At 57.8% G+C, this 26,271-nt stretch carries 20 protein-coding genes and 1 tRNA gene; 4 read left to right on the top strand and 17 right to left on the bottom strand.

The annotated features are described in order from the left end of the window. Window positions 1–695: 695 nt before the first annotated feature. From AO277_RS17870 to rpsU, 5 genes are all read right to left on the bottom strand, one after another. A tRNA-Ile gene (locus AO277_RS17870) sits at window positions 696–772 on the bottom strand. Between the two features lie 15 nt (window positions 773–787). Next, window positions 788–3,265 carry a bifunctional diguanylate cyclase/phosphodiesterase gene (locus AO277_RS17865; protein WP_044318474.1) on the bottom strand — a complete coding sequence of 826 codons (2,478 nt, stop codon included), beginning with the start codon at window positions 3,263–3,265 and terminating at the stop codon, window positions 788–790. 277 nt (window positions 3,266–3,542) lie between these two features. After that, window positions 3,543–5,393, bottom strand: coding sequence for an RNA polymerase sigma factor RpoD (gene rpoD / locus AO277_RS17860; protein ID WP_044318459.1), 1,851 nt, complete (start codon window positions 5,391–5,393; stop codon window positions 3,543–3,545). Between the two features lie 67 nt (window positions 5,394–5,460). Further along, a complete protein-coding gene (dnaG, locus tag AO277_RS17855) occupies window positions 5,461–7,416 on the bottom strand; it encodes a DNA primase (RefSeq protein WP_044318460.1) in 1,956 nt (651 codons plus the stop codon). A gap of 508 nt (window positions 7,417–7,924) precedes the next feature. Beyond that, the gene (rpsU, locus tag AO277_RS17850) at window positions 7,925–8,140 is read right to left on the bottom strand and encodes a 30S ribosomal protein S21 (protein WP_002551877.1); all 216 of its coding nucleotides are present in this window, start codon (window positions 8,138–8,140) and stop codon (window positions 7,925–7,927) included. Between the two features lie 198 nt (window positions 8,141–8,338). Here rpsU and tsaD point away from each other — a divergent pair, with 198 nt between their 5' ends. Further along, entirely contained in the window at window positions 8,339–9,364 is a 1,026-nt protein-coding gene (gene tsaD / locus AO277_RS17845) for a tRNA (adenosine(37)-N6)-threonylcarbamoyltransferase complex transferase subunit TsaD (RefSeq protein ID WP_002551878.1), read from the top strand. Between the two features lie 35 nt (window positions 9,365–9,399). On the opposite strand, the gene plsY is transcribed toward tsaD, so the two are convergent. Next, complete coding sequence (gene plsY / locus AO277_RS17840) at window positions 9,400–9,969, bottom strand: glycerol-3-phosphate 1-O-acyltransferase PlsY (RefSeq protein WP_004660108.1); 570 nt, start codon at window positions 9,967–9,969, stop codon at window positions 9,400–9,402. A 74-nt stretch (window positions 9,970–10,043) separates the two neighbouring features. Between plsY and folB the strand changes: the two genes are divergently transcribed. Together folB and folK are read left to right on the top strand one after the other, a co-directional pair. Continuing rightward, entirely contained in the window at window positions 10,044–10,397 is a 354-nt protein-coding gene (gene folB / locus AO277_RS17835; protein ID WP_002551880.1) for a dihydroneopterin aldolase, read from the top strand. After that, window positions 10,388–10,912, top strand: coding sequence for a 2-amino-4-hydroxy-6-hydroxymethyldihydropteridine diphosphokinase (gene folK, locus AO277_RS17830; protein WP_044318461.1), 525 nt, complete (start codon window positions 10,388–10,390; stop codon window positions 10,910–10,912). The genes folB and folK overlap by 10 nt, the downstream gene beginning before the upstream one ends. 96 nt (window positions 10,913–11,008) lie before the next feature. Here the strand turns inward: folK and AO277_RS17825 are convergent, their stop codons facing one another. The 11 genes from AO277_RS17825 to AO277_RS17775 all read right to left on the bottom strand — a co-directional run bounded on the left by AO277_RS17825 (window position 11,009) and on the right by AO277_RS17775 (window position 25,074). After that, on the bottom strand, window positions 11,009–12,238 hold the full coding sequence (locus AO277_RS17825; protein ID WP_044318462.1) for a multifunctional CCA addition/repair protein: 1,230 nt from the start codon (window positions 12,236–12,238) through the stop codon (window positions 11,009–11,011). 97 nt (window positions 12,239–12,335) lie between these two features. Continuing rightward, window positions 12,336–13,898 (bottom strand): SpoVR family protein, encoded by a 1,563-nt coding sequence (locus AO277_RS17820; protein WP_044318463.1) that lies wholly within the window; start codon window positions 13,896–13,898, stop codon window positions 12,336–12,338. Then, window positions 13,895–15,166: a YeaH/YhbH family protein gene (locus AO277_RS17815; RefSeq protein ID WP_002551884.1), complete on the bottom strand. Its 1,272-nt coding sequence runs from the start codon at window positions 15,164–15,166 to the stop codon at window positions 13,895–13,897. Before AO277_RS17815 ends, AO277_RS17820 begins: the two co-directional genes overlap by 4 nt. A gap of 121 nt (window positions 15,167–15,287) precedes the next feature. Beyond that, the gene (locus AO277_RS17810) at window positions 15,288–17,210 is read right to left on the bottom strand and encodes a PrkA family serine protein kinase (protein WP_002551885.1); all 1,923 of its coding nucleotides are present in this window, start codon (window positions 17,208–17,210) and stop codon (window positions 15,288–15,290) included. A 284-nt stretch (window positions 17,211–17,494) separates the two neighbouring features. Then, window positions 17,495–17,815 carry a thiosulfate sulfurtransferase GlpE gene (glpE, locus tag AO277_RS17805; RefSeq protein WP_002551886.1) on the bottom strand — a complete coding sequence of 107 codons (321 nt, stop codon included), beginning with the start codon at window positions 17,813–17,815 and terminating at the stop codon, window positions 17,495–17,497. Further along, window positions 17,812–18,708: a symmetrical bis(5'-nucleosyl)-tetraphosphatase gene (locus tag AO277_RS17800; protein ID WP_044318464.1), complete on the bottom strand. Its 897-nt coding sequence runs from the start codon at window positions 18,706–18,708 to the stop codon at window positions 17,812–17,814. Before AO277_RS17800 ends, glpE begins: the two co-directional genes overlap by 4 nt. Then, on the bottom strand, window positions 18,708–19,088 hold the full coding sequence (apaG, locus tag AO277_RS17795; RefSeq protein ID WP_002551888.1) for a Co2+/Mg2+ efflux facilitator ApaG/CorD: 381 nt from the start codon (window positions 19,086–19,088) through the stop codon (window positions 18,708–18,710). The genes AO277_RS17800 and apaG overlap by 1 nt, the downstream gene beginning before the upstream one ends. Window positions 19,089–19,201: 113 nt before the next feature. Continuing rightward, the gene (gene rsmA / locus AO277_RS17790; protein ID WP_002551889.1) at window positions 19,202–20,008 is read right to left on the bottom strand and encodes a 16S rRNA (adenine(1518)-N(6)/adenine(1519)-N(6))-dimethyltransferase RsmA; all 807 of its coding nucleotides are present in this window, start codon (window positions 20,006–20,008) and stop codon (window positions 19,202–19,204) included. Next, entirely contained in the window at window positions 20,005–20,994 is a 990-nt protein-coding gene (gene pdxA / locus AO277_RS17785; RefSeq protein ID WP_044318465.1) for a 4-hydroxythreonine-4-phosphate dehydrogenase PdxA, read from the bottom strand. Before pdxA ends, rsmA begins: the two co-directional genes overlap by 4 nt. Continuing rightward, a complete protein-coding gene (locus AO277_RS17780) occupies window positions 20,991–22,313 on the bottom strand; it encodes a peptidylprolyl isomerase (RefSeq protein WP_044318475.1) in 1,323 nt (440 codons plus the stop codon). Before AO277_RS17780 ends, pdxA begins: the two co-directional genes overlap by 4 nt. Continuing rightward, window positions 22,294–25,074, bottom strand: coding sequence for an LPS-assembly protein LptD (locus AO277_RS17775; protein WP_099259085.1), 2,781 nt, complete (start codon window positions 25,072–25,074; stop codon window positions 22,294–22,296). The genes AO277_RS17780 and AO277_RS17775 overlap by 20 nt, the downstream gene beginning before the upstream one ends. Window positions 25,075–25,203: 129 nt before the next feature. Between AO277_RS17775 and AO277_RS17770 the strand changes: the two genes are divergently transcribed. Next, window positions 25,204–26,229, top strand: a complete 1,026-nt coding sequence (locus tag AO277_RS17770) for an aminoglycoside phosphotransferase family protein (RefSeq protein ID WP_044318467.1) — start codon at window positions 25,204–25,206, stop codon at window positions 26,227–26,229. The last annotated feature ends 42 nt before the right edge of the window (window positions 26,230–26,271 follow it).

The following is a 26,271-nucleotide window of genomic DNA, read 5'->3' as shown; positions in this document are numbered from 1 at the left end:
TTTGGTCGGCATACATGCACCTCTAGCTACATGTTATGCCCGAACACAAAATTTCTGACAGTCTCGGGTTTGCTCGGCTGGGGTGTTTCTTGGAAAGCCTGTATGACCAGAACCCCCACCACGCTCAAAAACAGTAACCCCCACGCCGAATACACAAGCGTCTTCCTGGTTTTTTCGCCAGGCATAGATTTCATTCCTTTTGAGGTTGTTCAAGGGTGGGCATTCTACGACAACACCCCTTGTTCGACAGCCTTCCAGATCTGCGTATGTGCAGCGGCTGCGGCGCCTCGGGGCATCTTATCAACGATGCATCGCTGACCTGGTCCGGGTACTGCCATGAACAGAAGGCATCCGGACACGCAGCGCAACCAGCAACGCGGCCAACACAGCATCAGGATGGCCGTCTCTACGAATACGCCTGCACTGCCAACGAGGCTGAACATCGCACCGCCAGCCGCTGCGCCTGTTGCGATGGTCGACTGCACAGAGGTGCAACAACTTCCCCCTGCGCCAGCGCCTGCGAAGAATTGAGCTGCGATCTGAACGGCAGTTTTTGGCCGATTCTATTGAAAAGGTCGGTTCTCTCGAATTGTCCGGAAGCTGAGCGGTGAAGGCGCGTACCTTTGGACCATAGGACTGTATCTGACGTGTTCCGCCAGAAACACAAAAGCCGCGCAATGCGCGGCTTTCAAAGGTGGTGGGCCCACACGGACTCGAACCGTGGACCAAAGGATTATGAGTCCTCTGCTCTAACCAACTGAGCTATGGGCCCTCAGTAGGTCGCGGATTATAACGGCGGTTTCGCGGCTGTGCTATCCGAAACGTCCGAAAGATTCATAAGAAGAAATCTCGCGCTGAATTCTTCGGGTTGAAGGGGCAGGCTGATGATGTAGCCCTGGATCTGTTCGCAGCCCTCGCGGGTCAGGAATTGCTGCTGTTCACTGTTCTCCACGCCTTCGGCTATCACGGTCAGTTGCATGCTGCGCCCGAGGGCGATGATGGCGCGGACGATGGCGGCGTCGTGGGTGTCTTCGGGTAGGCCGCGAACGAAGGACTGGTCGATCTTGAGGATGTCCAGCGGCAAGCGTTTGAGGTAGCTCAGGGAGGAATAGCCGGTGCCGAAGTCGTCGATGGCCAGTTGCACGCCGAGTTTCTTCAGTTTGTGCAGCACTGCCAGCGCTTCCTGGGTCTGGCTCATGATGAAGTTTTCGGTGATTTCCAGTTGCAGGCAGTCTGGCTCCAGGCCGTTGTCGGCCAGCAGTTGTTCGATGTGTTCGACAAGGTTCGTCTGGCGCAGTTGAGCGCCTGCCAGGTTGACTGACACTGGGCCGAACGGCTGACAGGTTTTGCGCCATTTGCCCATCTGTTGGCAGGCCTGCTCCAGCACCCATTCGCCGATTTGCAGGATCATGCCGTTTTCTTCGGCCAGCGGTATGAAATGTTCGGGTGGCACGTCGCCGAAGGTCGGGTGGTTCCAGCGGATCAGCGCTTCTGCGCCTATCAGCGCGTGGGTCAGGAGGCTGATTTTGGGCTGGTAGGCCAGGGATAGCTGATTGCGGTCCAGCGCTCTTCTCAATTCCTGTTCAAGGGCAATGCGTTCGCTGGCCTGTGTGGTCAGGTCGCAGGTGTAGCTTTCGACCCGATTACGGCCCTTGGCCTTGGAGCGGTACATGGCGGCGTCGGCGTTTTTGACCAGTGTTGCTACGTCGGTGCCGTCAGTCGGGAAAACACAGCTGCCAATGCTCGGGCTGATGTAGAGCTCATGTTCGCCAGCTTCAAAAGGCGTGTTGAAGCAGGCCAGCAGTTTGTTGGCGATGGCTTGTGCGTCGCTGGGCTGCAGCAGGCCAGGTAACAGAACGATGAACTCGTCACCACCAAGGCGCGCGACCGTGTCGACATCGCGCAGGGTCTCCTTGAGCCGGTGTGCGATGCCCTTGAGCAGCAGATCGCCGACCGGATGGCCCAGGCTGTCGTTGATGTGTTTGAAGCGGTCCAGATCGAGGAACAGCACTGCGCCAAGGCTGCCGGATTCTTCGCTGTGCAGTAATGCCGATTGAAGGCGACTCTCGAACAGGGTTCGGTTGGGCAGGCCGGTGAGCGGGTCGTGGTGGGCCTGGTAGTCGAGACGCGCCTGGGCGTGTTTGAGGCTGGAGATGTCAGCGAAAACGGCGACGAAATGGGTGGTGAGGTTGGCTTTGTTGCGCACTGCATTGATCGTCAGCCAGCTTGGGTAGAGCTCGCCGTTCTTGCGTCGGTTGCTGATCTCGCCCTGCCAGTGGCCATCGGCTGCAAGTTGATGCCACATTGAGGCATAGAACGCGCTGTCATGCTGGCCTGAGGCGAGCAGGCGAGGTGTCTGGCCGATGGCTTCGCTCTCGCTGTAGCCGGTAATCTCAGTGAAGGCACGGTTGACGGCATTGATGCGCTGGTTGGTGTCGGTAATGAGCACGCCCTCGGCTGTGCTCTCGAACACCGTTGCAGCCAAGTGCAGTTTTTCCTGCATTTGTCTGCTTTCGGTTATATCCCGTGCAATCGTCAGCAGGCAGTCGTCGCCTGCGATGACGATCGGGTGCGAGGACAGTTCGCACAGTCTGATACTGCCATCAACATTACGAAGCCGGGCCCTGAAGTCCCGGACGGAGCCGTGCCGCTTCAGTTGCTCAATGAGCCTGGAGCGGTCGCCCAGATCCACCCAGACACCCAGGTCGAATGTCGAGTGTTCAAGGCAGTACGCTTCGCTATACCCCGTGATGCGGCAGAAACCTTCGTTCACCTCTAAAAGCATTCCGTCCTGTTGGCGGGTGATAGCCAGCCCGTCAGGCGAGGCATGAAACGCCTTGGCGAATTTTTCTTCGGAAAGTTGAAGTTGCTGCTGGGCCTGCTTGCGCTGGGTGATATCACGCACTATCACCAGTACGGCTGGCGTCGAGCTCTGGTCGAAAGGCTGGGCGGACATGAGCCCGGAAAAGGTTTCGCCGTTCTTGCGCCGAAAGGGGATCTCCAGATTATGAATGTTGCCTGTCTGCAGTTGCTGCAAAACTTTTGGGCCTATACCTGGCACTGCCCACAAATCCAGTTGGGTGGGCGTTTTCCCAATCACTTCGTCAAGGGTGAGGCCGGTCCGTTCAACGAACGCCGCGTTGGCATCCATGATATGCCCGTCGGCAAGGCTTGCGATAATCATGGCATCCGGGCACTGAGCGAAGACCGAGGCGAATTTTCCCTCGGACAGGCACGACGCTTCCCGGTCATTGGTGTCGATTATTACTTCACGCATATGCGGCTTACGTCCGTGTCTGACTATCGCTGATATTGTTGTGGCGTGAATTTGTAACAATCACTGGCCAAGGCTCGACTGGCAAGCGCTTGTGTCCTGTGTGATACATAGTTGTAGGTCAATTCGCCATGGCCTGCAATTAGACCGACGTCTGACCTCTGTTTGATTTGATCAATTGACGACTGGACCTGCAAATCCGGATTTCTTTTTCCCGGAAACGCAAAACCCCCGGCAGGCCGGGGGTTTTGTTGACTCGCTGGTACGATTACTCGTCGAGGAACGAGCGCAGGTGCTCGCTTCTTGTCGGGTGACGCAGCTTGCGCAGTGCCTTGGCTTCTATCTGACGAATCCGCTCGCGGGTAACGTCAAACTGCTTACCGACCTCTTCAAGCGTGTGATCGGTATTCATGTCGATGCCGAAACGCATGCGCAGAACCTTGGCTTCACGGGCGGTAAGGCCCGACAGCACTTCGCGTGTCGCTTCTTTCAGGCTTTCAACAGTGGCGACATCGATTGGCGACTGCATGGTCGAGTCTTCGATGAATTCACCCAGATGCGAATCTTCGTCGTCGCCGATCGGGGTTTCCATGGAGATCGGCTCTTTTGCGATCTTCAATACCTTGCGGATTTTATCCTCAGGCATTTCCATGCGTTCGCCCAGCTCTTCCGGGGTCGGTTCGCGACCCATTTCCTGCAGCATCTGCCGGGAAATACGGTTGAGCTTGTTGATCGTCTCGATCATGTGCACCGGAATACGGATGGTGCGGGCCTGGTCGGCAATCGAGCGAGTGATCGCCTGACGGATCCACCAGGTGGCATAGGTCGAGAACTTGTAGCCACGACGGTATTCGAACTTGTCCACAGCCTTCATCAAGCCGATGTTGCCTTCCTGGATCAGATCGAGGAATTGCAGACCACGGTTGGTGTACTTCTTGGCGATGGAGATCACGAGACGCAAGTTCGCTTCAACCATCTCTTTCTTCGCGCGGCGGGCCTTGGCCTCACCGATCGACATGCGACGGTTGATGTCCTTGATCTCGGCTATTTTCAGGCCGGTTTCTTCTTCCAATGCCGACAGCTTCTGCTGGCAACGCTGGATGTCAGGCTGCAGACGACCAATGGCTTCGGCGTATTTGCTCTTGCCCTTGGCCAGTGCGTCAGTCCAGCTTTCGTCAACTTCGTTGCCCGGGAACTGGCGAAGGAAGTCGGCGCGCGGCATACGTGCATCACGTACACACAGCTGCATGATGGCGCGTTCCTGAGCACGAAGACGCTCAAGGGCACCCCGCACACGCTCTACCAGACCTTCAAACTGCTTTGGAACCAGTTTGATCGGCATGAACAGTTCGGCAAGTGCTACCATTTCGGCAATGGCATGCTTGTCGTCGCGACCGAATTTCTTCAGCGCCTTGCGGGTGATTTCCATTTGATCGGAAACCGCACCGAAGCGCTGCTGGGCGATGACCGGATCGGGACCGCTTTCGACTTCGTCTTCGTCGTCGCTGGCGTCTGCCGATTCTTCCTCGTCGTCATCGGTGCCTTCGGCCTTGACGGCTTTGGGATCGACAGGCGGAGGTACTTCGGCAGGCGGCGCAATGCCGTCGTCCGGGTCGATATAGCCGCTCAGAACATCGGAGAGGCGACCGCCTTCGCTGGTGACACGTGTGTATTCGGAAAGAATATGGTCAACCGTGCCAGGGAAGTGCGCAATTGCGCCCATCACTTCACGGATGCCTTCTTCGATACGTTTGGCGATTTCGATTTCGCCTTCACGGGTCAGAAGTTCAACGGTACCCATTTCACGCATGTACATACGAACGGGATCGGTGGTACGCCCGATGTCGGTCTCGACCGCTGCCAACGCTGCAGCCGCTTCTTCTGCGGCTGCCTCGTCGGTATCGGCGTCGGCCAGCATCAAGGCGTCCGGATCCGGAGCACTCTCGTGTACCGGGATCCCCATGTCGTTGATCATGCGGATGATGTCTTCCACCTGCTCGGGATCTGAAATATCCTCGGGCAAGTGGTCGTTGACCTCTGCGTAAGTCAGATACTTCTGCTCACGACCCAGGGTGATCAACTCTTTGATACGAGATTGCTGTTGCGCTTTTCCGGACATAACACCCTATCCACTGAAGGTCTTGGCGGGCAAAAAACAAGCCGAGGATTATACCCGAGCTATGACCTCACGCGCCAGTTGAGGTCGGGGTTTGTGCGGGAACATTGCGATTTAGCAGTTCCCTAAGCTGAATTTTCTCTTCTGCGCTCAACTCGGTTTGACGAGCCTTGCTGATCAGATGTTCCAGACTGCGCTCGCGTTGGCGAGCGGATAAGCTAGTTATAGTGTCGAAAAACTGTTGTTCAAGGTTGTCGGCCTCAATCAGCCATTCCTTTTCTGCCAGAGCGCGCAGCAAACGGCCCTGTTCAGTCCCGTGCCACCTCGCTATCAACTGTAACGACCGCAGGTTGGGATTCTTTTGCCTGGCTTCGATAAGGGCGACCAGCAGTTGCGCGTTAGATTGGTCTTCTGCAGCGAAATGGCTGGCATTTTCGACCTTTTCGGCCAGTTCAGGGTGATGCAGCAAGGTTCTCAGTGCGGCCTGCATGGGTGGCTCGACAGCGGTCGGTACACGCGGCGTTCGAGGTTCGAAGTCCTGACGCTTACCTTTTTTGCCCCAGGATTTGTTGTCCCATTTTTTTTGATTCTGACCGCCGGTTTTCTTTGGCGTCCATTCCTGCTGTGGCTCATAACCGCCTTGAGGCTGGTAATCGGCAAAGTCAGGCATGGCGTCGTAATCGACATAGGGGTCGTAGCTCGGTGGCGCATCCACCGGCGCGCTCTGTACCAACTGACTGACGGCCTCGCCGGTAAGCCCGGTAATTTCGGTCAGGCGTTGGCGCATCAGAATGCGCAGGTTCGCCCCAGGCACTTTATCGATGAGTGGCGCCGCGAGGGTGGCCATGTGCGCCTTGCCCTCCAGCGAGCGTGGGTCAGACTCTTTGGTCAGTTGCTCGAAAAAATAATCGGCCAGTGGCTGGGCGTGCTGATTGATGCGTGCCTTGAACGCGTCGGTGCCTTCGGAGCGCACCAGCGTGTCCGGGTCTTCGCCCTCGGGAAGAAACAAAAAGCGCGCCCGACGCCCGTCCTGCAGGTTCGACAGGGTGGCTTCCAGTGCCCGCCACGCGGCATTGCGCCCGGCCTGATCGCCGTCGAAGCAGAACAGCACGTTGGGCACGACCCGGAACAGTCGTTTCAAATGCTCTTCGCTGGTCGCGGTACCCAGCGTGGCCACGGCATTGCGCAAACCTTGCTGCGCCAGGGCGATGACGTCCATGTAGCCTTCAACGACGATGATTTCGTCGAGGTTGCGATTGAATTTGCGGGCTTCGAACAGCCCGTACAGCTCCTGGCCCTTGTGGAAAACCGGTGTTTCCGGCGAGTTCAGGTACTTGGGCTTGTCATCACCCAGCACGCGCCCGCCAAAGGCGATGACGCGTCCGCGCGAGTCGCGTATCGGAAACATCACCCGGTCACGGAAGCGATCATAGCGTTTGCCGGTTTCGGCGTTCTCGATCAGCAGACCGGCATCGATCATGACCTTTTGCTGCAGTGAGTCGCTGCTCAGGTGCTTGTACAGGTTGTCCCAGCCTGGCGGAGCAAAGCCCAGACCAAAGTCTCTAGCGATTTCACCGGACAGCCCGCGGCCTTTGAGGTAATCCACCGCTGCCTTGCGCGATGGATGGCTTTTCAGCGCCTGGCGATAGAACTCGGCGGCGGCGGTCAGCAGTGGGTAGAGCGGGGAATCGGTTGGCTGGCGGGGCTTCTGGCCTTTTACGCCCTGTTCGCGAGGCACTTCCATGCCTGCTGCTTTGGCGAGGTCTTCGACAGCCTGGGGGAAATCCAGATTGTCGTGATCCATGATGAAGCCGAGCGCGTTGCCGCCAGCGCCGCAACCGAAGCAGTAATAGAACTGTTTGTCCGGGCTGACGCTGAAAGAGGGTGATTTCTCTTTGTGGAACGGGCAGCAGGCTGTGTAGTTTTTCCCGGCTTTCTTGAGCTGCACGCGCGAACTGACTACATCGACAATGTCGGTGCGGTTCAGAAGGTCGTCGATAAAGCTCTGGGGAATCAGCCCGGCCATGGCGTTCTCATCATTCAAGCGTGGTGCAAAAGTATCGGGAGACTCTACGAGCGTTCCGTCAGCCTGTCAGCCGTCTTTTTGAAGGCGTGGGCAATCAACGGGCACGTCTTTGCATCCGATGGGCGGTGTGGGCCTGAAAGGGGAATAAACTTGAGCCTGCGGGCAGGTCATAAGGCTTCACGCTGGGTGTCCACCTGAGGGTGACAAAACCAGGATACATAAGCCTGGGTGCACGGAAGACGCTGCCTTGGCTGAGCTTCTTGCGAAGTCATCAAGGCATACTCGTCTTATCATCGACCGGTCTGCTGCCCGAGTGGGCATGGCCGATGTAGCCTGTGAACAGGCTGGACGTGCTTGATTGAATGTCTGAGTCGCATCGGCGGCTTGGACGAGGTCAATCAATCTAGCTAACGCGCAATCCAGTTAACGCAAAAAAGCGAAGCTGGAACTGCCGACAGCCCGGCTGGTTGGCCGGGCAAGGCAGAAGCTTGCGACGAAGGTCTGTAAATTAATACAGACGAACGGCGCGGCGCTGTTCGCGCTGGACTTTCTTGGCGTGGCGTTTGACAGCAGCTGCTGCCTTGCGCTTACGCTCCGAAGTCGGCTTCTCGTAAAATTCGCGGCTACGAACTTCAGCCAGAACACCGGCTTTTTCGCAGGAGCGCTTGAAACGACGCAGAGCTACGTCGAAGGGTTCGTTCTCTTTAACTTTGACGGCTGGCATCCAGAGCTACCTTCATTCATTACCGGGGTCAACGCTTAGTGCAAACACTGCACAAAAGTACGTCGGTTTTTAAGGGTTGCGGATGCTAACCCCTCATTGAGAGGAATGCAAAGCCTCTGATCGAAAACCGCTGGTCGGCACCTCGGTCGACGACTATTATGCGCGCCTTCAAATCTGCCCCCTACAAGGCGCAACCCCATGCTAGTACTGGGATTAGAAACCTCCTGCGACGAAACCGGTGTCGCGTTGTACGACAGCGAACGCGGTTTGCTCGCGGACGCATTATTCAGCCAGATCGACCTGCATCGTGCCTATGGCGGTGTAGTGCCGGAGCTGGCTTCGCGCGATCACGTCAAGCGCATGCTGCCGCTGATTCGCCAGACACTGGCCGAGGCGGACTGCGTGGCCACTGACATCGACGCCATTGCCTACACGGCCGGACCGGGTCTGGTAGGTGCATTGCTGGTCGGCGCCTCGTGCGCTCAGGCGCTGGCATTCGCCTGGGATATCCCGGCGTTGGGCGTTCACCACATGGAAGGCCATTTGCTGGCCCCGATGCTGGAAGAAAACCCGCCGCAGTTCCCGTTCGTCGCGTTGCTGGTGTCCGGTGGGCACACGCAACTGGTACGCGTCGATGGCATCGGTCAGTACGAACTGCTGGGCGAGACGCTGGACGATGCAGCAGGCGAGGCGTTCGACAAGACCGCCAAAATGATGGGCATGCAGTACCCAGGCGGCCCGGAGATTTCCAAAGCGGCGATGCAGGGTGTGGCGGGGCGCTTTGTCTTTCCCCGGCCGATGACTGATCGTCCCGGGCTGGAATTCAGTTTCAGCGGGTTGAAAACTTCTGCGCTCAATACCTGGCAGCAATGTCAGGGCGCTGGAGACGACAGCGAGCAAACCCGCTGCGACATCGCTCTGGCGTTCCAGCAGGCGGTAGTGGAGACTTTGACCATCAAGTGCAAGCGTGCGCTCAAACAGACCGGCCTCAAGAGTCTGGTCATTGCGGGCGGCGTCAGCGCGAATAAGGCGCTGCGGGCTTCGCTGGAAAGCATGCTCGGCGACTTGCGCGGTAATGTTTACTACGCAAGGCCCGAGTTCTGTACCGATAACGGCGCAATGATCGCCTTTGCGGGCTGTCAGCGTTTGCAGGCAGGGCAGAAGGAAGATTTGAGCATCAGCGTGCAGGCGCGTTGGCCCATGGAGCAGTTGCCGGGGCTGTGATGACAGGCGAGGGTGCGATGATTTCAGGTTGCCCTTCAGAAATGTCGTTCGCGCCCGGCGAGCAGGTCGCGTAGATTGCCGCGATGGCGCCAGACGATGAGCAGCGTCAATACGCTCATCGGCAACAGCGCATGAGGTTCTTGCCATGCCAGTAATGGCAGGGTCAGCGGTGTGGCAATCAGGGCGGCGAGCGAGCTGGTACGCGTCAGGTAAAGCGTCAGCAGCCAGGCCGCTATGGCCAGGGCGGCTGCGGGCGGGTACAGCCCCAGCAGCACGCCGGCGGCTGTCGCGACACCTTTGCCACCACGGAAGCGAAAGTACACTGGGAACAGGTGGCCCAGCACTGCGCAGACGCCGATCCAGCCCTGTTGCGCGATGTTCAGGTTCCAGGCGCTGGCGATCAGGATTGGCAGCAGGCCTTTGCAGAGGTCGCCAAGCAGGGTCAGGATGGCCAGTTTTTTTCCGGCCAGACGCAGCATGTTGGTAGCACCGGCATTGCCCGAGCCACTGGCGCGCGGGTCTGGCCTGCCGCTCAGGCGGCTGAGCAGAATGGCGAAGGACAGCGAGCCAAGCAGGTAGGCGAAGGTGGCCAGTAACCAAAACATGCTAACCATTCCGGGCGAGGATGCCCTGATTCTAACGGCGCATCGCGCCCTTGTCGTGCAGTGGAGAGTAGTGCTTGGACAGAGTTTTCATCGAGGGCCTTGAGGTTGATACAGTCATCGGCGCCTATGACTGGGAGCGCGGCATTCGCCAGTGCCTGCGTCTGGACCTCAGCTTCGCCTGGGACAATCGCCCTGCAGCGGCAGGCGACGACCTGAGCAAGGCCCTCGACTACGCCAGTGTTTCGACACGTATTCAGGCTTTCGCCGAGCAGGCTCAGTTTCAGTTGGTAGAGACCTTCGCTGAGCGGCTGGCTGAAGTGCTGATGAGCGAATTCAATATTCCCTGGCTGCGTCTGAAACTGACCAAGCCGGGTGCCGTAGCGGCCGCTGCCGGTGTGGGTGTGGAGATCGAGCGCGGATGTCGCTGACGCGGATTTTCCTCGGCCTGGGGAGCAATATCGAGCGCGAACGTCACCTGCATGCCGGGCTGGATGCGCTGGATGGCTTTCTGACTGGCCTCAGTTGCTCGCCGGTTTTTGAAAGCCATGCGGTGGGTATCAAGAGCGGGCCATTCTTCAATCTGGTGGTGTCGGCGTTGACCGATCTGCCGTTGATGGAGCTTGATCGCCGCCTGAAATTCATCGAGGCCGACAATGGCCGCTATGCCCCGGATCGCAAAGGGCTGCCGCTGGATATCGATGTGCTGTTGTATGGCGAGCAGGTCGGCAATTTTGACGGGCTGATTTTGCCGAGAGCGGAAATTCTGAAGAATGCCTTTGTGCTGTGCCCATTGGCATTGATTGCCCCTGAGCGTCTGCATCCGGGTGTGGGGATTGCATTCAGCAAGCTCTGGGCTGACGCGCAGATCGATCAGCAGCTCTGGCCTGTGGCTTTTGAATGGCGCGGCGTGGGCCTTACGCCTGAGAGTCTGCTGCGTAGCTGAGTGGGTTCGTGTTTCTCGGGTGCTGAAGATCGGACGCAGAGCGTCCAGGGCTGCGCTCCCACGCTGGTGCGTGGGAGCGATAGTAGTCAGTTAGAGTCAGGCGACGTGCTCCGCCTTATAGATTTTCAGCGCCTTGAGCCGTTCGTTCTTTAGCGCGTCGCCCAGTTCCTTGCCCTTGAAGCCCTTCTCCAGCAGCGGCTGTACTGACACCGTTCGAGCGGCCTGTGCTGCACCGCGCAGGTAATCAGCCTGTGGATAACTGCGTTGTTCGAAGCCGTGACGTCCTCGCGCGTCCATCTCGCACGCCGCAATGAACTCTTCAAAACGTTGCGGGCGGCGGTAGACGTCGACACTTTGCAGCAGCTCCAGCAAAGTCGAGGGTTTCAGTTCCAGCGCCCGATGACCGTGGGTGTGGTACTGGCCGACCAGCAGTGCCAGTTCCTGACATTCCCTGGGCACCCGAAAACGCTCGTTGACCGCTTTAATCAGGCGCAGGCCGGTATGTTCATGGGCAATGTGCCTGGGCCATTCGGCTTCTGGCGTCAGCCCTTTGCCCAGATCGTGCAGCAGGCAGGCCCAGCGTACGGTCAGCGGGTGTTTGTGAATCGCAGATTGCTCTAGCACGCTGAGGACGTGTACGCCGGTGTCAATTTCCGGATGATGCGTAGCGGGCTGCGGTACACCAAACAATGCCTCGACCTCAGGCATCAGTTCCTTGAGCGCGCCGCAGTCGTGCAGTACCTGGATGAACACCTGAGGCTGCTCTTCCATGAGGGCGCGTGAGATTTCCTTCCAGCTTCGCTCGGCGGTCAGCGCCTTGAGTTCGCCGGATTCACTGAGCTGGCGCATCAGCCCCAAGGTCTCGGGTGCGATGGTGAAACCGTAACGTGCGTAGCGCGCTGCGAACCGGGCCACGCGCAAGACCCTAAGCGGATCTTCGGCGAATGCGGGGGAAACGTGGCGCAATATTCGCGCTTCAAGGTCTTTCTGACCGTTATACGGGTCGGTCAGGTTTCCGTCCTTGTCTTCGGCCATGGCATTGATCGTCAGGTCGCGCCGAATCAGGTCCTGCTCAAGCGTTACCTCGGGGCTTGCATGAAAAACAAAGCCTCCATAGCCCACGCCGCTTTTGCGCTCGGTGCGCGCCAGCGCGTATTCCTCATTGGTCAGCGGGTGCAGAAACACCGGGAAGTCTGTGCCGACCGGGCGATAGCCCTTGACCAGCATGTCCTCAGTGCTCGCGCCGACCACGACCCAATCAATATCAGTGACAGGTTGACCCAAGAGGCGGTCGCGTACAGCACCGCCCACTTTATAAATCTGCATAAAAAGCCTCCGTAAGCGCGACAGGATAAACCTTGTGCCGTGCTTGCGGAGGCTAAAGCTGCATGAGCAGCCGTTTAAACAGCCTTTACCCTAACGTCTAAAGATGGACGACCGCCATATCAAGCCGGGGATACTCACTGTCGGCATGCTCGCCTTTTGGAGGTACGTGATGGGTCTTGACCACCTGATCGCCCTGCAGGGTTTCGAGATGGATATCAAAGCCCCACAGCCGGTACAGGTGCTTGAGCACCTCGTCTGTCGAATCGCCCAGCGGTTTTCGGTTGTGCTGTTGGTGGCGCAGGGTCAGCGAGCGATCGCCTCGGCGGTCGATGCTGTAGATCTGCACGTTGGGCTCCCGATTGCCCAGGTTGTATTGCGCAGCGAGGATCTCGCGAATGGTCCGATAACCGTTTTCATCATGAATGGCAGGCACCAGCAGGTCTTCCTGCTGGTCGTCGTCCATGATGCTGAACAGCTTGAGGTCGCGAATCACCTTGGGCGACAAGTATTGGAGAATGAAGCTCTCGTCCTTGAAGCTGGTCATCGCAAACTTGATCGCCGTCAGCCAGTCGGTGCCGGCAATTTCCGGAAACCACTGCCGGTCCTCATCGGTAGGGTTTTCGCACATCCGGCGTATGTCCTGATACATGGCAAAGCCCAGCGCGTAGGGATTGATGCCGCTGTAGTAGGGGCTGTCAAAACCGGGCTGGAAAATCACGCTGGTGTGCGACTGCAGAAACTCCATCATGAAGCCGTCGGTGACCAGTCCTTCGTCGTACAGGTCGTTCATCAGCGTGTAATGCCAGAACGTTGCCCAGCCTTCGTTCATCACCTGGGTCTGGCGCTGTGGATAAAAGTACTGCGCGATCTTGCGCACAATGCGCACCACTTCGCGCTGCCAGGGCTCCAGCAGCGGCGCGTGTTTCTCGATGAAATAGAGAATGTTTTCCTGCGGCTCGGCAGGAAAGCGTGCGTTGTCCTCTTTGCTGTTTTTTTCGGCGTTCTTCGGAATAGTGCGCCAAAGATCGTTGATCTGGCGCTGAAGATGTTCTTCCCTATCCTTCTGACGCCGCCGTTCCTCTTCAGCGGAAATCGGATACGGACGCTTGTAGCGGTCCACGCCGTAGTTCATCAACGCGTGGCACGAGTCGAGCAAATCTTCCACGGCGTCGATGCCATGCCGCTCCTCGCATTGCATGATGTACTGCTTGGCGAACACCAGATAATCAATGATCGAGCTGGCGTCGGTCCAGGTGCGGAACAGGTAATTGCCCTTGAAGAAGCTGTTGTGGCCATAGCAGGCGTGCGCAACGACCAGCGCCTGCATGCAGATGGTGTTTTCTTCCATCAGGTAGGCAATGCACGGGTCCGAGTTGATCACAATCTCGTACGCCAGCCCCATCTGGCCACGCGAATAGGATTTTTCAGTGCTGAGGAAGTGTTTGCCGTATGACCAGTGATGGTAGCCCAGGGGCATGCCCACCGAGGCGTAGGCATCCATCATCTGTTCGGCAGTGATCACCTCAATCTGGTTGGGATAGGTGTCCAGAGCATACCGCTCGGCAATTCTGCCGATCTCACGGTCGTAGGCCCGGATCAGTTCAAATGTCCACTCTGACCCCGTGGAAAGGGGTTGGCGCTTCTGCTCTCTGGCGGTCATGACACTAACCTTCGCTGGAAGAGTTCGCGGAATACCGGATAGATATCACCGGCAGAGACCAGCTGCTGCTGGGCGAACGTGTCGGCGTAGTCTTCACCGATACGCTCGTATTCGTACCACAAGGCCTGGTGCTCACGCGGCGTGATCTCCACGTACGTGTAGTACTGCACGAAGGGCATGATCTGTTTGGTCAGGATTTCCCGGCAAATGGGCGAATCGTCGTTCCAGTTGTCTCCGTCCGAGGCCTGTGCCGCGTAAATATTCCAGTCGCTGCTTGGGTAGCGTTCGGCCATGATCTCCTGCATCAGTTTCAATGCGCTGGAAACGATGGTGCCGCCGGTTTCCCGGGAATAGAAAAACTCTTCTTCGTCCACTTCCCGGGCGCTGGTGTGGTGGCGAATGAACACAACATCGATCTTGTCGTAATTACGCTTGAGAAACAGGTACAGCAGGATGAAGAAGCGCTTGGCGATGTCTTTGGTCGCCTGGGTCATGGATCCGGAGACGTCCATCAGGCAAAACATGACCGCTTTGGAACTGGGGTTGGGTTGTTTGACCAGCAGGTTGTACTTGAGGTCGAACGTATCGAGATACGGTACGCGACGAATACGTGCTTTCAGTCGATCGATTTCTACTTCCAGTTCCTGAATATCGCCGAAGTTGTCGGGCTCTTCGCGCTTCATACGCTCAAGCTCGACAGTTGCCTCTTTGAGTTTTGCCCGACTGCTGCCGGACAGCGCAATGCGTCGCGCATGCGCCGAGCGCAGGGTACGGATGATGTTGATGCGTGAAGGGTTGCCTTCGTTGCTGATACCCGCGCGCACGGTCTTGAAGGTGTCGGTACCGGTCAGGTTGCGCTTGACCAGGTTCGGCAGCTCCAGGTCTTCGAACATGAACTCGAGAAACTCTTCCTGAGTAATCTGAAACGAGAACTCATCCATGCCTTCGCCGGAGTTGCCTGCCTTGCCAGGCCCTTTGCCGCCACCGCCGCCTTGAGGGCGGGCGATGTGCTCGCCTGTGGTGAACTCCTTGTTGCCTGGATGAACAACGGTCTGTTTGCCGCCACGACCGTGATGCAACACCGGTTCGTCAATGTCGCGTCCGGGAATACTGATCTGCTCGCCGTGTTCCATGTCAGTAATGGAGCGCCGGCTGACCGCTTCCTCCACTGCCTTTTTAATGTGGTCACGGTAACGACGCAGAAACCGCTGCCGGTTTACCGTGCTCTTGTTCTTGCCGTTGAGACGTCGGTCGATCACATAGCTCATAGGCTCCTCCGGGGAGCTTCAAGTTGTAAGCTTCAAGCTGCAAGCGAGCGCGCCATCGATCCCGAAGCCGGGCCTCGATCGCTTTTCGCTTGCAGCTGATAGCTTGAAGCTTGCAGCTGCTTTATTGCGATTTCCGCACGCGCAGATACCATTCGGACAGCAGACGTACCTGCTTGTCCGTGTAGCCCCTCTCGACCATTCGTGTGACGAAGTCGTTGTGCTTCTGCTGATCCTCCTTGCTGGCCTTGGCATTGAAGCTGATGACGGGCAGTAGGTCCTCGGTGTTGGAGAACATTTTCTTCTCGATCACCACGCGCAGCTTCTCGTAGCTGAGCCAGGTCGGATTCTTGCCGTTGTTGTTGGCGCGGGCACGCAGCACGAAGTTGACTATTTCGTTGCGGAAGTCTTTCGGGTTGCTGATGCCGGCCGGTTTCTCGATCTTTTCCAGCTCCTCGTTCAAGGCCACGCGGTTGAGAATCTCGCCGGTTTCCGGATCGCGGTATTCCTGATCCTGAATCCAGAAGTCTGCATACAGCACGTAGCGGTCGAAAATGTTCTGACCGTACTCGCTGTAGGATTCCAGGTACGCCGTCTGGATTTCCTTGCCGATAAACTCGATGTAGCGGGGTGCCAGGTATTCCTTGATGAAGCGCAGGTAGCGTTCACGCGTTTCGGCCGGAAATTGCTCCTGTTCGATCTGCTGTTCCAGTACGTACAGCAGGTGCACCGGGTTGGCAGCAATTTCGTGTGGATCGAAGTTGAAGACCTTGGACAGAATCTTGAACGCGAAGCGGGTAGAGAGACCGTTCATGCCTTCGTCGACGCCCGCACTGTCGCGGTATTCCTGGATCGACTTGGCTTTGGGGTCGGTATCTTTCAGGTTCTCGCCGTCATACACGCGCATCTTGGAGTAGATGTTGGAGTTGTCCGGCTCTTTGAGGCGCGACAGCGTGGTGAATTGTGCGAGCATCTTCAAGGTGTCAGGTGCGCAATGCGCTTTGGACAGCGAGCTGTTGAAAAGCAGTTTGTCGTAAATCTTGATCTCGTCGCTGACACGCAGGCAGTACGGCACCTTCACGATGTAGATACGGTCGATGAAGGCTTCGTTGTTCTTGTTGTTGCGGAAGCTGTGCCATTCCGATTCGTTGGAGTGCGCCAGCAGAATACCGGTGAACGGGATGGCACCCAGCCCCTCGGTACTGTTGTAGTTACCTTCCTGGGTCGCGGTCAGCAACGGGTGAAGGACCTTGATCGGTGCCTTGAACATCTCGACGAATTCCATCAGGCCCTGGTTGGCCCGGCACAGTGCGCCCGAGTAGCTGTACGCGTCGGCGTCGTTCTGTGGGAATTCTTCCAGTTTTCGAATATCGACCTTGCCGACCAGCGCGGAAATATCCTGGTTGTTTTCGTCGCCGGGCTCGGTTTTCGCTACGGCGATCTGGTTGAGAATCGAAGGGTAGAGCTTCACAACCTTGAACTGGCTGATGTCACCACCGAACTCGGCCAGGCGCTTGGTCGCCCAAGGCGACATGATAGTGCTCAGGTAGCGTCGCGGAATTCCGAAGTCTTCTTCCAGAATCGCGCCGTCCTCAGTGGCGTTGAACAGGCCCAGAGGCGACTCGAAGACTGGCGAGCCCTTGATGGCGTAGAACGGGACTCTTTCGATCAGTTGCTTGAGCTTTTCAGCCAGGGACGACTTACCGCCGCCAACCGGGCCGAGCAGGTAAAGGATTTGCTTCTTCTCTTCCAGGCCTTGGGCGGCATGGCGGAAATACGAAACAATCTGGTCGATGCATTCTTCCATTCCGTGGAAGTCGGCAAAGGCTGGATAGCGGCGTATCACCTTGTTGGAGAATATTCGCGAGAGCCTGGAGTTGGTAGAGGTATCCACCAGTTCGGGCTCGCCAATGGCCAGCAGAAGACGTTCTGCGGCAGAGGCGTAAGCGCTGCGGTCCTGTTTGCAGAGCTCCAGATACTCCTGTAGCGAGAGCTCTTCTTGCCGTGTGCTTTCGAAGCGTTGTTGGAAGTGGCTGAATATACTCATGACGTCACCTCGCTCGATACGTGGAGCCGGCGGCGGATCGTCAGTCGATGCTGGCAGCAACCACAATGCGGCTGCTGTTTCCCCCCAGAACACCTTAAAAGTAACTACCGATGACCCACGCGCCGGTGTACCGGCTCTCCCCTGAATACGGATGGCCTAGGCTAAGGATAGTTCGGATTCGGAAAGATAAAGAAGGGATGCGCGAGAAGACGGGCTGACCGTTCGTCAGATGGCTCGCGAGCCCGCGTAAAACGCGGGATCAGCTGTCATAAAAATATTTTTTATCAGCCTTGCGCGGTTTCGTCAGGGTAAGTAGCGCGCCACAGCTCAAAGCCGCCGTCCACGCTGTATACGTCGGAGAAACCCTGGCCCACCAGGTAGGCTGCAGCGCTCTGGCTGGAGTTGCCGTGGTAGCAGACAACGACCAGCGGCTTGTCCAGATCGGCCTTGGCGATGAAGTCGGCAATCGAGTGATTGTCCAGATGCACGGAGTCAGGAATGTGATTGCTTTGAAAGGTCTGCGCATCACGAACATCGACCAGCACTGCACCTTGCTCGCGCAGTGCCTGTGCCTGTTCAGGTGGAATACGTTTGAATTCGGTCATTGCCTGGGCTCCTGAGCCTGGGGGTTAGTGGCGGTGCCGGCCTGTGCGCTTGTAACAAGCCCGTTGGCGGCCTGGCCGACAGCATCGCAATTGCATTGGTGACGTTCAAGGGTATCAACGTTGAGGAGCGTCATCGAGCCGCCCCAGACACATCCGCTGTCGAGGGCAAAGACGCCAGGCTCGTTGCAGCGACCCTCAAGCGCCGCCCAGTGGCCAAAAATGATTTTCAGCTCACGGGTCTTGCGTTTCGGGTGGCTGAACCAGGGCGCATAGCCAGGTATGGCGGTTTCAACGCCTTCCTTGCTCTTCATGTCGAGCTTGCCGTCGCTGGTGCAGAAGCGCATACGGGTGAAGTAGTTGGTAATCACCCGCAAACGCGTGACGCCTTGCAGGTCGTTGTCCCACTTGGCCGGCTCATTGCCGTACATGCCGTCGAGAAAAGCGCCATACAGCTGGTCGTCCTGAAGTGCATGCTCGACTTCGGCTGCGTGCTTCAAGGCCTTTTTCAGCGACCACTGCGGCGCGATACCGGCATGCACCATGGCGACGTTGCGCTCTGCATCGTAGTGCATCAGCTTTTGCCGACGCACCCAGCCGAGCAATTCGTCACGATCCGGCGCTTCAAGGATTTCGCGCAGCGTATCGCCTTTTTTGAGCAGTTCGTGTTTACGGGCGACGGCAAGCAGGTGCAGGTCATGATTGCCCAGCACGCACACCAGCGATTCACGGAGGCCGTACAGGTAGCGAAGTGTTTCCAGCGATTGCGGGCCACGATTGACCAAATCGCCCACCAGCCAGAGTCGATCATGCTCGGGGTTGAAGTGGACGTGCTCGAGCAGGCATTGCAGAGGTTCAAGGCAACCTTGCAGGTCACCAACGGCGTACACCGCCATCAGTGCAGCGAACCCGGGACGGCCAGACGAAAGGGCTTTATGACCGCATCAAAGCGTTTACCGTCTTCAGCCAGCATCTGATAAGAACCCTGCATATTGCCCACGCGGGTGGTCATTACCGTACCGCTGCTGTAGGTATGGCTTTTACCGACCTCGATCAACGGTTGCTGACCGACCACGCCCTCGCCGCGCACCTCTTCGACATGGCCGTCGCCGTCGGTGATGACCCAGTGACGCGACAGCAGCCTGGCAGGTAATTTACCGTTGTTGTGCACGGTGATGGTATAGGCGAAAGCGAAGCGATTCTGCTCGGGTTGCGACTGTTCCGAGAGAAAGCGTGTGACGACGCTGACGTCGACCTGGTAACGAGAATCGGGCATGCAATAGGCCTTGAAATCCATAACGAAAAAATGGCGTGTGCGGCAGGTAGACAAGTCTAGGACAAGTAAGCGGGAAATGACGACTGGCAGTGCCGTTTACTTGTCCTCAGGGTTCACTCTGTCACAACTTTCTCGCTGAGAGTGTCTGCCAGACGGACGAATGCAGCCAGGTCGAGTTGCTCGGGACGCAAGCTGCCGTCTACTCCGGAAGCGGTAATCTCGTCGCTGGTCAACAGCAACTTGAGCGTGTTGCGCAGGGTCTTGCGACGCTGGTTGAACGCTTCACGCACGATGCGCTCCAGCACGCGGTGATCCTTGGCAGGGTGCGGCAATGTTTCGTAAGGGACGAGACGCACAATGGCCGAGTCCACTTTCGGCGGCGGGTTGAACGCCCCCGGCCCGACGTTGAACAGATGCTCCACGCGGCAATGGTACTGGACCATGATCGACAGGCGACCCCAGTCACCGCCGCCGGGACCGGCAGCCATGCGCTCGACCACCTCCTTCTGCAACATGAAGTGCATGTCGCGGATCAGGCTGGCGTTTTGCAACAGATGAAAAATCAACGGCGTCGAGATGTTGTACGGCAGGTTGCCCACGACACGCAGGCTGTGCGGTTCGGCACCCAGGCTGTTGAAGTCGAACTTCAGTGCATCACCCTGATGCAGGTTGAAATTTGGCTTGTTGCCGAACTGGCCGGTGAGGATCGGGATCAGGTCCTTGTCCAGCTCGACCACATCCAGCTGTGCGCCGCTGTTGAGCAGCCCTTCGGTCAGCGCGCCCTGGCCCGGTCCGATTTCCAGCAGCCGGTCTTCAGGTTTGGCACGAATGGCGCGCAGGATTTTGTCGATAACGCCTGCGTCGTGCAGGAAGTTCTGCCCGAAACGCTTGCGCGCCCGGTGTTGGTATTGCTCGGTCATGAATGGGTCTCGGCCATCTGGTAGGCGGTTTGCAGTGCAACGTGCAGGCTGCCGGTGTCAATGTTCGCGCTGCCAGCCAGCTCCAGCGCCGTGCCGTGATCGACAGAAGTGCGGATAATCGGCAGGCCGAGCGTCACATTGACTGCTGCGCCGAAACCTTTGTATTTCAGCACGGGCAAGCCTTGATCGTGGTACATCGCCAGCACTGCGTCGCAGTGCTCCAGATATTTGGGGGTAAACAGAGTGTCGGCAGGCAGTGGGCCGCGTAAGTCCAGGCCCTCGCTGCGCAGGCGCTCCAGAGTCGGTTCGATGATGTCGATTTCTTCACGGCCCAGATGCCCGCTTTCGCCTGCATGAGGGTTGAGGCCGCAGACCAGAATACGCGGGCGGGCAATGCCGAACTTGTTCACCAGATCGGCATGCAGGATGCGTGTCACGCGCTCCAGTCGGTCTGGCGTGATGGCATCGGCCACTTCGCGCAACGGCAGGTGCGTGGTCACCAGCGCCACGCGCAGGTCGCCGGTCGCCAGCATCATCACCACCTGTTCGGTGTGAGTCAGTTCAGCGAGAAATTCGGTGTGTCCGGAAAACGCGATACCGCCGTCGTTGATCACGCCTTTGTGCACCGGGGCGGTGATCATGCCGCTGAACAGCCCATCCAGGCAGCCCTGGCCCGCGCGAATCAGGGTTTCCAGGACGAATGCAGCATTGGCCTTGTTCAGCACGCCGGTTTCCACCGGAGCGGCCAGTGGCGTATCCCAGACGTACAAACTGCCGGCAGGCGCAGGCAGGTCGGGAAGCGTATCAGGGGTGACGTCAAGCAGACTGACCGCCACACCCAGTTGCGCGGCCCGCTTAAGGAGCAGGTCACGGCTGGTGATGGCGATCAGGGGGTATGGCTGAGGCTGCGTGGCGAGCAGCAGGCAAAGGTCAGGGCCTATGCCGGCCGGCTCACCGGGTGTCAGGGCGAAACGCTTGGGTTTCACTGCGCAGCCTGGGTCGCGCCAGGGAGTTTGATTTCAACGTAGGCTTCGTCACGGATCTGACGCAGCCAGGTTTGCAGCTCTTCGTCGTACTTGCGGTTACGCAGTACGTTCAACGCCTGCTGTTCACGCGCCTGATCGGTAGCATCCGTGGAACGACGACCGAGAACTTCCAGAACGTGCCAGCCATAAGCGGTCTTGAACGGTTTGGACAATTCGCCTTGTGGCGTCTCGTTCATGACCTGACGGAATTCCGGAACCAGAGAGTTCGGATCAACCCAGTTCAGATCGCCGCCATTGAGTGCCGAGCCTGGATCTTCCGAAAAGCTTTTCGCCAGTTCGGCGAAGTCTTCGCCATTCTGGATGCGGTCGTAGATTTTCTCGGCAAGACGCTTGGTCTCTTCTTCGTTACGGATTTCGCTTGGTTTGATCAGGATATGACGCACATGCACTTCATCACGCATTTGTGCCTGCCCCTGGCCGCCACGTTTTTCCAGTAACTTGAGGATGATGAAACCGCCCGGCGTGCGCGCTGGAGGCGTCACGTCGCCGACAGGCATTGCGCTGAGCATGTCACCGAATGGCGGTGACAGTTGCGCAGCCTTGCGCCAGCCCATGTCGCCGCCTTCCAGTGCGTTTTCGCTGGAGGAGGTGGTGGCTGCGAGTCGGGTGAAGTCAGCACCTTTCTTCAGCTGGTCATAAATGCCCTTGGCTTTGACCGCAGCAGCCTGGATGGCATCCGAAGAGGCGCTGTCAGGCGTTGCGATCAGAATGTTGGCCAGGTGGAACTCTTCAGACAACTGAGCCTTGCCCTGATCAGAGGCGAGGAAGTTTTTCACTTCCTGCTGGGATACCTGGATACGTTCGGCCACCCGGCGCTGACGCACACGGCTGATGATCATTTCCCGGCGCACCTGCTCGCGTGCATCGTTATAGGACAAGCCGTCATGAGCCAGTGCGGCGCGGAATTGCTCTACGCTCATGTTGTTGCGCTGGGCAATGGTGCCAATGGCCTGATTCAGCTCGTCGTCGGAGACACGAATACCGGACCGTTCGCCCATCTGCAACTGCAGGTTTTCCAGGATCAGACGATCCAGAACCTGTGGTTGCAGGGCTTCTGCAGGCGGCACACCAGAGCCACGCTTGGCAATGGTCTGCTGAACTTCACGTACACGCTGGTCCATCTGGCTTTTCATGATCACATCGTTGTCGACGATAGCCACGACACTGTCCAGAGGTTGAACCGCAGCATGCACTGCACCGCTCAGGAGTAACGCGCCCAGCATCAGCGGGCGCAGACAATCAGAAAGCTTGGTCTTCACGTTCACGATAACCTTGAATGCCTTTGTCGAGGAAGCTGTCTACCTTGGCGCCAGTTACACCGCCGAGCCCCTTCAACACAATTTGTAGGAATATGCCGCGGTCGCCTTTCTCGTTCTGAGGCGCTGCCTGACTGAACTCGTCGTAGTCGACCCAATAGCGGTTGACCAGACGCATTTTCCAGCAGCAGTTGTCGTACTCGAACCCGCCGAAAGCTTCGATGGTGCGCTCACGGTTGTAGTCATACTGCCAGCGGCTGATCAGGCTCCACTGCGGCACGATTGGCCAGATGACCGAGAAATCGTGCTGCTGGATCTTGTAGTAGTCCTTCACGTAGTTGGCATCGCCCGGACGTCCGTAGTCGCCACCGCCCACGATCCAGCGGCCAGTGCTTTCGTCGTAACGAATCTGGTCGTTGCGATAGCGATAGCCGAGGTTGACGATCTTGTTCGGGTTGTCTTCAGGCTGGTAATGGAACATTGCGCTGCCCGAACGGGTGCTCTTGCTGTCCGGATCCCAGTTGAAATCGGAGTTGAAGCGCCAGTCGCGGTTGAAGCGGTATTCGTATTCCAGCGCGTAAGGCGAAACGTTGGCGCGCGCATCATCACGATCAGCGAACACTACGCCAGGCAACTGCACCTTACGGTCTTCGAAATACAGCGCCTGACCGATGCTGAAGCGTTGACGTTCAAAGCCGTTGCTTTCAATCCAGCGGTTGGTGATACCCAGCGACAGCTTGTTCTCGTCGCCGATGCGGTCGGAACCGGTGAAGCGGTTGTCACGGAATAGCGAGGCATAATTGAATGTGCTTTCGCTGGTGTCGAATACCGGGATGTCGGTCTGGTCTTTCTCGGGTACATAGAGATAGAACAGGCGCGGTTCCAGGGTTTGACGGTAATCCTTGCCGAACCAGTTGGTGTTGCGGTCGAAGTACAGGCCGCTGTCGACGCTGAAGATCGGCACGCTGCGGCTTTGACTACTGCTGTATTCCTCGCCAGCCAGAAGCGAGCTTTTGCCCTGACTGTCCAGGTCCAACGCGTACTGGGTGTAGACGTACTTAAGCTTCGGTGTCAGGAAACCATAGGTCCAGTTCATTGGCAGGCTGACGGACGGCGCCAGATTCAGGCGGTCCCCGTTTGCCCGGGCAAGGCCGGAGATGTTGTTGTCCAGTCGTGTCTCGGAGTTGCCATCTTCATCGATGAACGCGCCGCTGCGCAGGTCACGTTCGAAGCGAACGGCTTCAGTCTGATAATCAAACTTCAGACCACCCGGGTTGTAAGGCAACGTACCGTTGAGCGTCAACTGTGGCAGGCGGTTGTAAGGCGTAACGTTCGCAACCGTAGCCAGCTTGTAAGCCTGAGCGTTGAGCACTGCCGAGTAGCTGTCGCCACGGTAGGTCAAAGAGCCCTGCTGGTTGAGGAAGTCCGTCCGTTTAACGCCGATCTGATCGGTTTCCAGATCCTGGAAGTAATACGGGTCGCTGATGTCGGTGTAATCAACCTGGGTCAGCCAGCGCGTATCAAGCCCGCCCTTGTGCTGCCAGTTGATCATCCAGCGAGTCTTGTCGTAGTCCGACTGCAGCTTGCGGTCGTCGTTCTCGTCGTTCAGGTACGCGCCGCCAAACTGGCCTTCGCTGCCTTTGGTCAGGTAGCGGAACTCGCCTTCCATCAGCAGGCCGCGGTCGGCCATGTAACGCGGGTACAACGTGGCGTCGTAGTTCGGTGCCAGGTTGAAGTAGTACGGAGTAACGAGTGTGAAACTGTTATCGCCGCCTGCCGCAATGGTCGGCGGCAGGAAGCCGGACTGGCGACGGTCGTCGATCGGGAAGTAGATATACGGCGTGTACAGAACCGGTATGTCCTTGACCCGCAGGGTAACGTTGGTCGCTGTACCAAAGCCGGTGGCCGGGTTCAGCGTGATGTTGTTGCCTTTGAGCGTCCAAGCGTTGCTGTTCGGCTCACACGAGGTGTATGTACCGTCCTTGAGCCGGATGATCGCGTTCTCTGCACGCTTGGCGTACAGGGCGTTACCGCGAATGTTCGACTTGTGCAGGACGTACTCGGCATTGTCGACACGGGCTTCGCCGGTATCGAGTTGCAGCTCGGCCTTGTCACCGACGATCAGCGCGCCGTTGTCGCGCAGACGGACATCGCCGTTCAGCTCGCCACGGTTTTCGGCCTGATGCAGTGCTGCCTCTTGAGCCTGTACCTGCATGCTGCCCTGGCGCAATACGACATCACCTGCCAGCGTCGCGACCTGCGCTTCCTGTTCGTAACGCGAAGCCTTGGATCCGACGAACATAGGCGCGTCTTTCATCGGCGTCTTGTCGTCCATGCCTGGGCGGATCGGCTCGACGTAGGCACCCGAGCAATACGGACCGGTCTCGGCCAGTTGTGCTGCGGTCAGCTTTTCGCGAGGAACCCAATCAAGGTGGCTGTAGTCAGCACTACGCGACCTGAGACCTTTGCCCTTGGCTTCGGTAACCAGTTGCGTACCTGCAACCTGCTCACCCGAAGAGGTGCCTTGCGAGGTAACTGTGCCGTTGGAACTGACCGACGTCGTGTCATGCACGGGGCGCGGAGGCAGATCCACTGCAGCAGCATTGGATTTCGGCGCACAGTTCCAGGCACCCGAAGCAGAGACTGAGCAGTCATACTGTTCCGCGGCGACCACGAACTGAGTGGCCAGAGGTTGCATCGCCAGCAGACTGCCGGTTACGAGCAACGGAAATTTTTTACGAAACGCGGCGGATTTCAATGCCATCTTATTAGTCCGGGCTTCCTGCGTGCCATCTGCCCGCGGGGGGGCCGCACGCCTCTCGATGGGCTGAAAAAGATTCCGGATAATAAAGCATGACCCGCTTGACGGCTAGCGCCGTCGGAGACCCTTGTAATGTCAGATCAAGATATACGCCTGCAATCCCTGAAAGTTTGGCTCGATGAGCAGTTGCCAGCGCTGTTTGCGGCACAAAATTGGGGCGCTGTACCCCCGGCCACATTGACTGCGGCCAGTAGTGACGCAAGTTTTCGTCGTTATTTTCGCTGGGAGGGCGCTGGCCGAACTTTTATTGTGATGGACGCGCCGCCACCGCAGGAAAACTGCAAACCGTTTGTGGATATCGCCCATTTACTGAAAAAGTCGGGCATTAATGTTCCGGAAATTTATGCCGAAGACCTGACGCAAGGCTTTTTGCTGCTCAATGATCTTGGCCGTCAGACCTATCTGGATGTGATTGACGCTGACAATGCCGATGCCTTGTTCGCCGATGCAATCCAGGCGCTGCTGGCCTATCAGCAATTGCCGATGGACGCGCCGCTGCCCAGCTATGACGTCGCGTTGCTGCGCCGTGAACTGGAGCTTTTCCCCGAGTGGTACGTAAAGCGCCACCTGGGTATCGAGATGGACGAGGCGCAACTGAGCGATTGGCGGCAGGCCAGCGAGTTGTTGATCAACAGCGCTCTGGCGCAGCCCAAAGTGCTGGTGCATCGCGACTACATGCCGCGAAACCTGATGATCAGCGAGCCCAATCCAGGTGTGCTGGATTTTCAGGACGCTGTCTACGGCCCGGTCACCTATGACGTGACTTGTCTGTTCAAGGACGCGTTCCTGAGCTGGCCACAAGAACGCGTCAGCGACTGGCTCAGAATCTACTGGGATCAGGCGCGTGCCGTTGGTATCCCGGTGCAGGAAGATTTTGCCGCCTTTGAGCGCGCCAGTGATCTGATGGGTGTTCAGCGCCATTTGAAGGTGATCGGTATTTTTGCCCGCATCTGCCACCGCGATGGAAAACCGCGTTATCTGCAAGACGTCCCGCGCTTTTTCGCTTATATAGAGGCAGTTTTGTCGCGTCGCCCCGAGCTGGCTCAACTCGGGCAGTTGCTCGCCAGTCTGCAGCAACCGGTAGAGACCGCTGTCTGATACGCCAGCGACGGCCTGAAAATGGCTATTTTGAAAGAAACC

It is taken from the genome of Pseudomonas amygdali, assembly GCF_002699855.1.
Lineage (GTDB): Bacteria > Pseudomonadota > Gammaproteobacteria > Pseudomonadales > Pseudomonadaceae > Aquipseudomonas > Aquipseudomonas amygdali.
The sequence above is the reverse complement of the archived record's forward strand: the minus strand, read 5'-3'. Positions and strand labels throughout refer to the sequence as shown.

What these genes read in the sequence shown, in the direction of transcription:
- rsmA (WP_002551889.1), bottom strand. Translation starts at nt 20,008, where the DNA reads ATGACCGAGCAATACCAACACCGGGCGCGCAAGCGTTTCGGGCAGAAC.
- tsaD (WP_002551878.1), top strand. Translation starts at nt 8,339, where the DNA reads ATGCTAGTACTGGGATTAGAAACCTCCTGCGACGAAACCGGTGTCGCG.
- rpoD (WP_044318459.1), bottom strand. Translation starts at nt 5,393, where the DNA reads ATGTCCGGAAAAGCGCAACAGCAATCTCGTATCAAAGAGTTGATCACC.
- dnaG (WP_044318460.1), bottom strand. Translation starts at nt 7,416, where the DNA reads ATGGCCGGGCTGATTCCCCAGAGCTTTATCGACGACCTTCTGAACCGC.
- rpsU (WP_002551877.1), bottom strand. Translation starts at nt 8,140, where the DNA reads ATGCCAGCCGTCAAAGTTAAAGAGAACGAACCCTTCGACGTAGCTCTG.
- AO277_RS17815 (WP_002551884.1), bottom strand. Translation starts at nt 15,166, where the DNA reads ATGAGCTATGTGATCGACCGACGTCTCAACGGCAAGAACAAGAGCACG.
- AO277_RS17810 (WP_002551885.1), bottom strand. Translation starts at nt 17,210, where the DNA reads ATGAGTATATTCAGCCACTTCCAACAACGCTTCGAAAGCACACGGCAA.
- apaG (WP_002551888.1), bottom strand. Translation starts at nt 19,088, where the DNA reads ATGCCCGATTCTCGTTACCAGGTCGACGTCAGCGTCGTCACACGCTTT.
- plsY (WP_004660108.1), bottom strand. Translation starts at nt 9,969, where the DNA reads ATGTTTTGGTTACTGGCCACCTTCGCCTACCTGCTTGGCTCGCTGTCC.
- AO277_RS17800 (WP_044318464.1), bottom strand. Translation starts at nt 18,708, where the DNA reads ATGGCGGTGTACGCCGTTGGTGACCTGCAAGGTTGCCTTGAACCTCTG.
- folK (WP_044318461.1), top strand. Translation starts at nt 10,388, where the DNA reads ATGTCGCTGACGCGGATTTTCCTCGGCCTGGGGAGCAATATCGAGCGC.
- AO277_RS17820 (WP_044318463.1), bottom strand. Translation starts at nt 13,898, where the DNA reads ATGACCGCCAGAGAGCAGAAGCGCCAACCCCTTTCCACGGGGTCAGAG.
- AO277_RS17825 (WP_044318462.1), bottom strand. Translation starts at nt 12,238, where the DNA reads ATGCAGATTTATAAAGTGGGCGGTGCTGTACGCGACCGCCTCTTGGGT.
- AO277_RS17775 (WP_099259085.1), bottom strand. Translation starts at nt 25,074, where the DNA reads ATGGCATTGAAATCCGCCGCGTTTCGTAAAAAATTTCCGTTGCTCGTA.
- AO277_RS17770 (WP_044318467.1), top strand. Translation starts at nt 25,204, where the DNA reads ATGTCAGATCAAGATATACGCCTGCAATCCCTGAAAGTTTGGCTCGAT.
- glpE (WP_002551886.1), bottom strand. Translation starts at nt 17,815, where the DNA reads ATGACCGAATTCAAACGTATTCCACCTGAACAGGCACAGGCACTGCGC.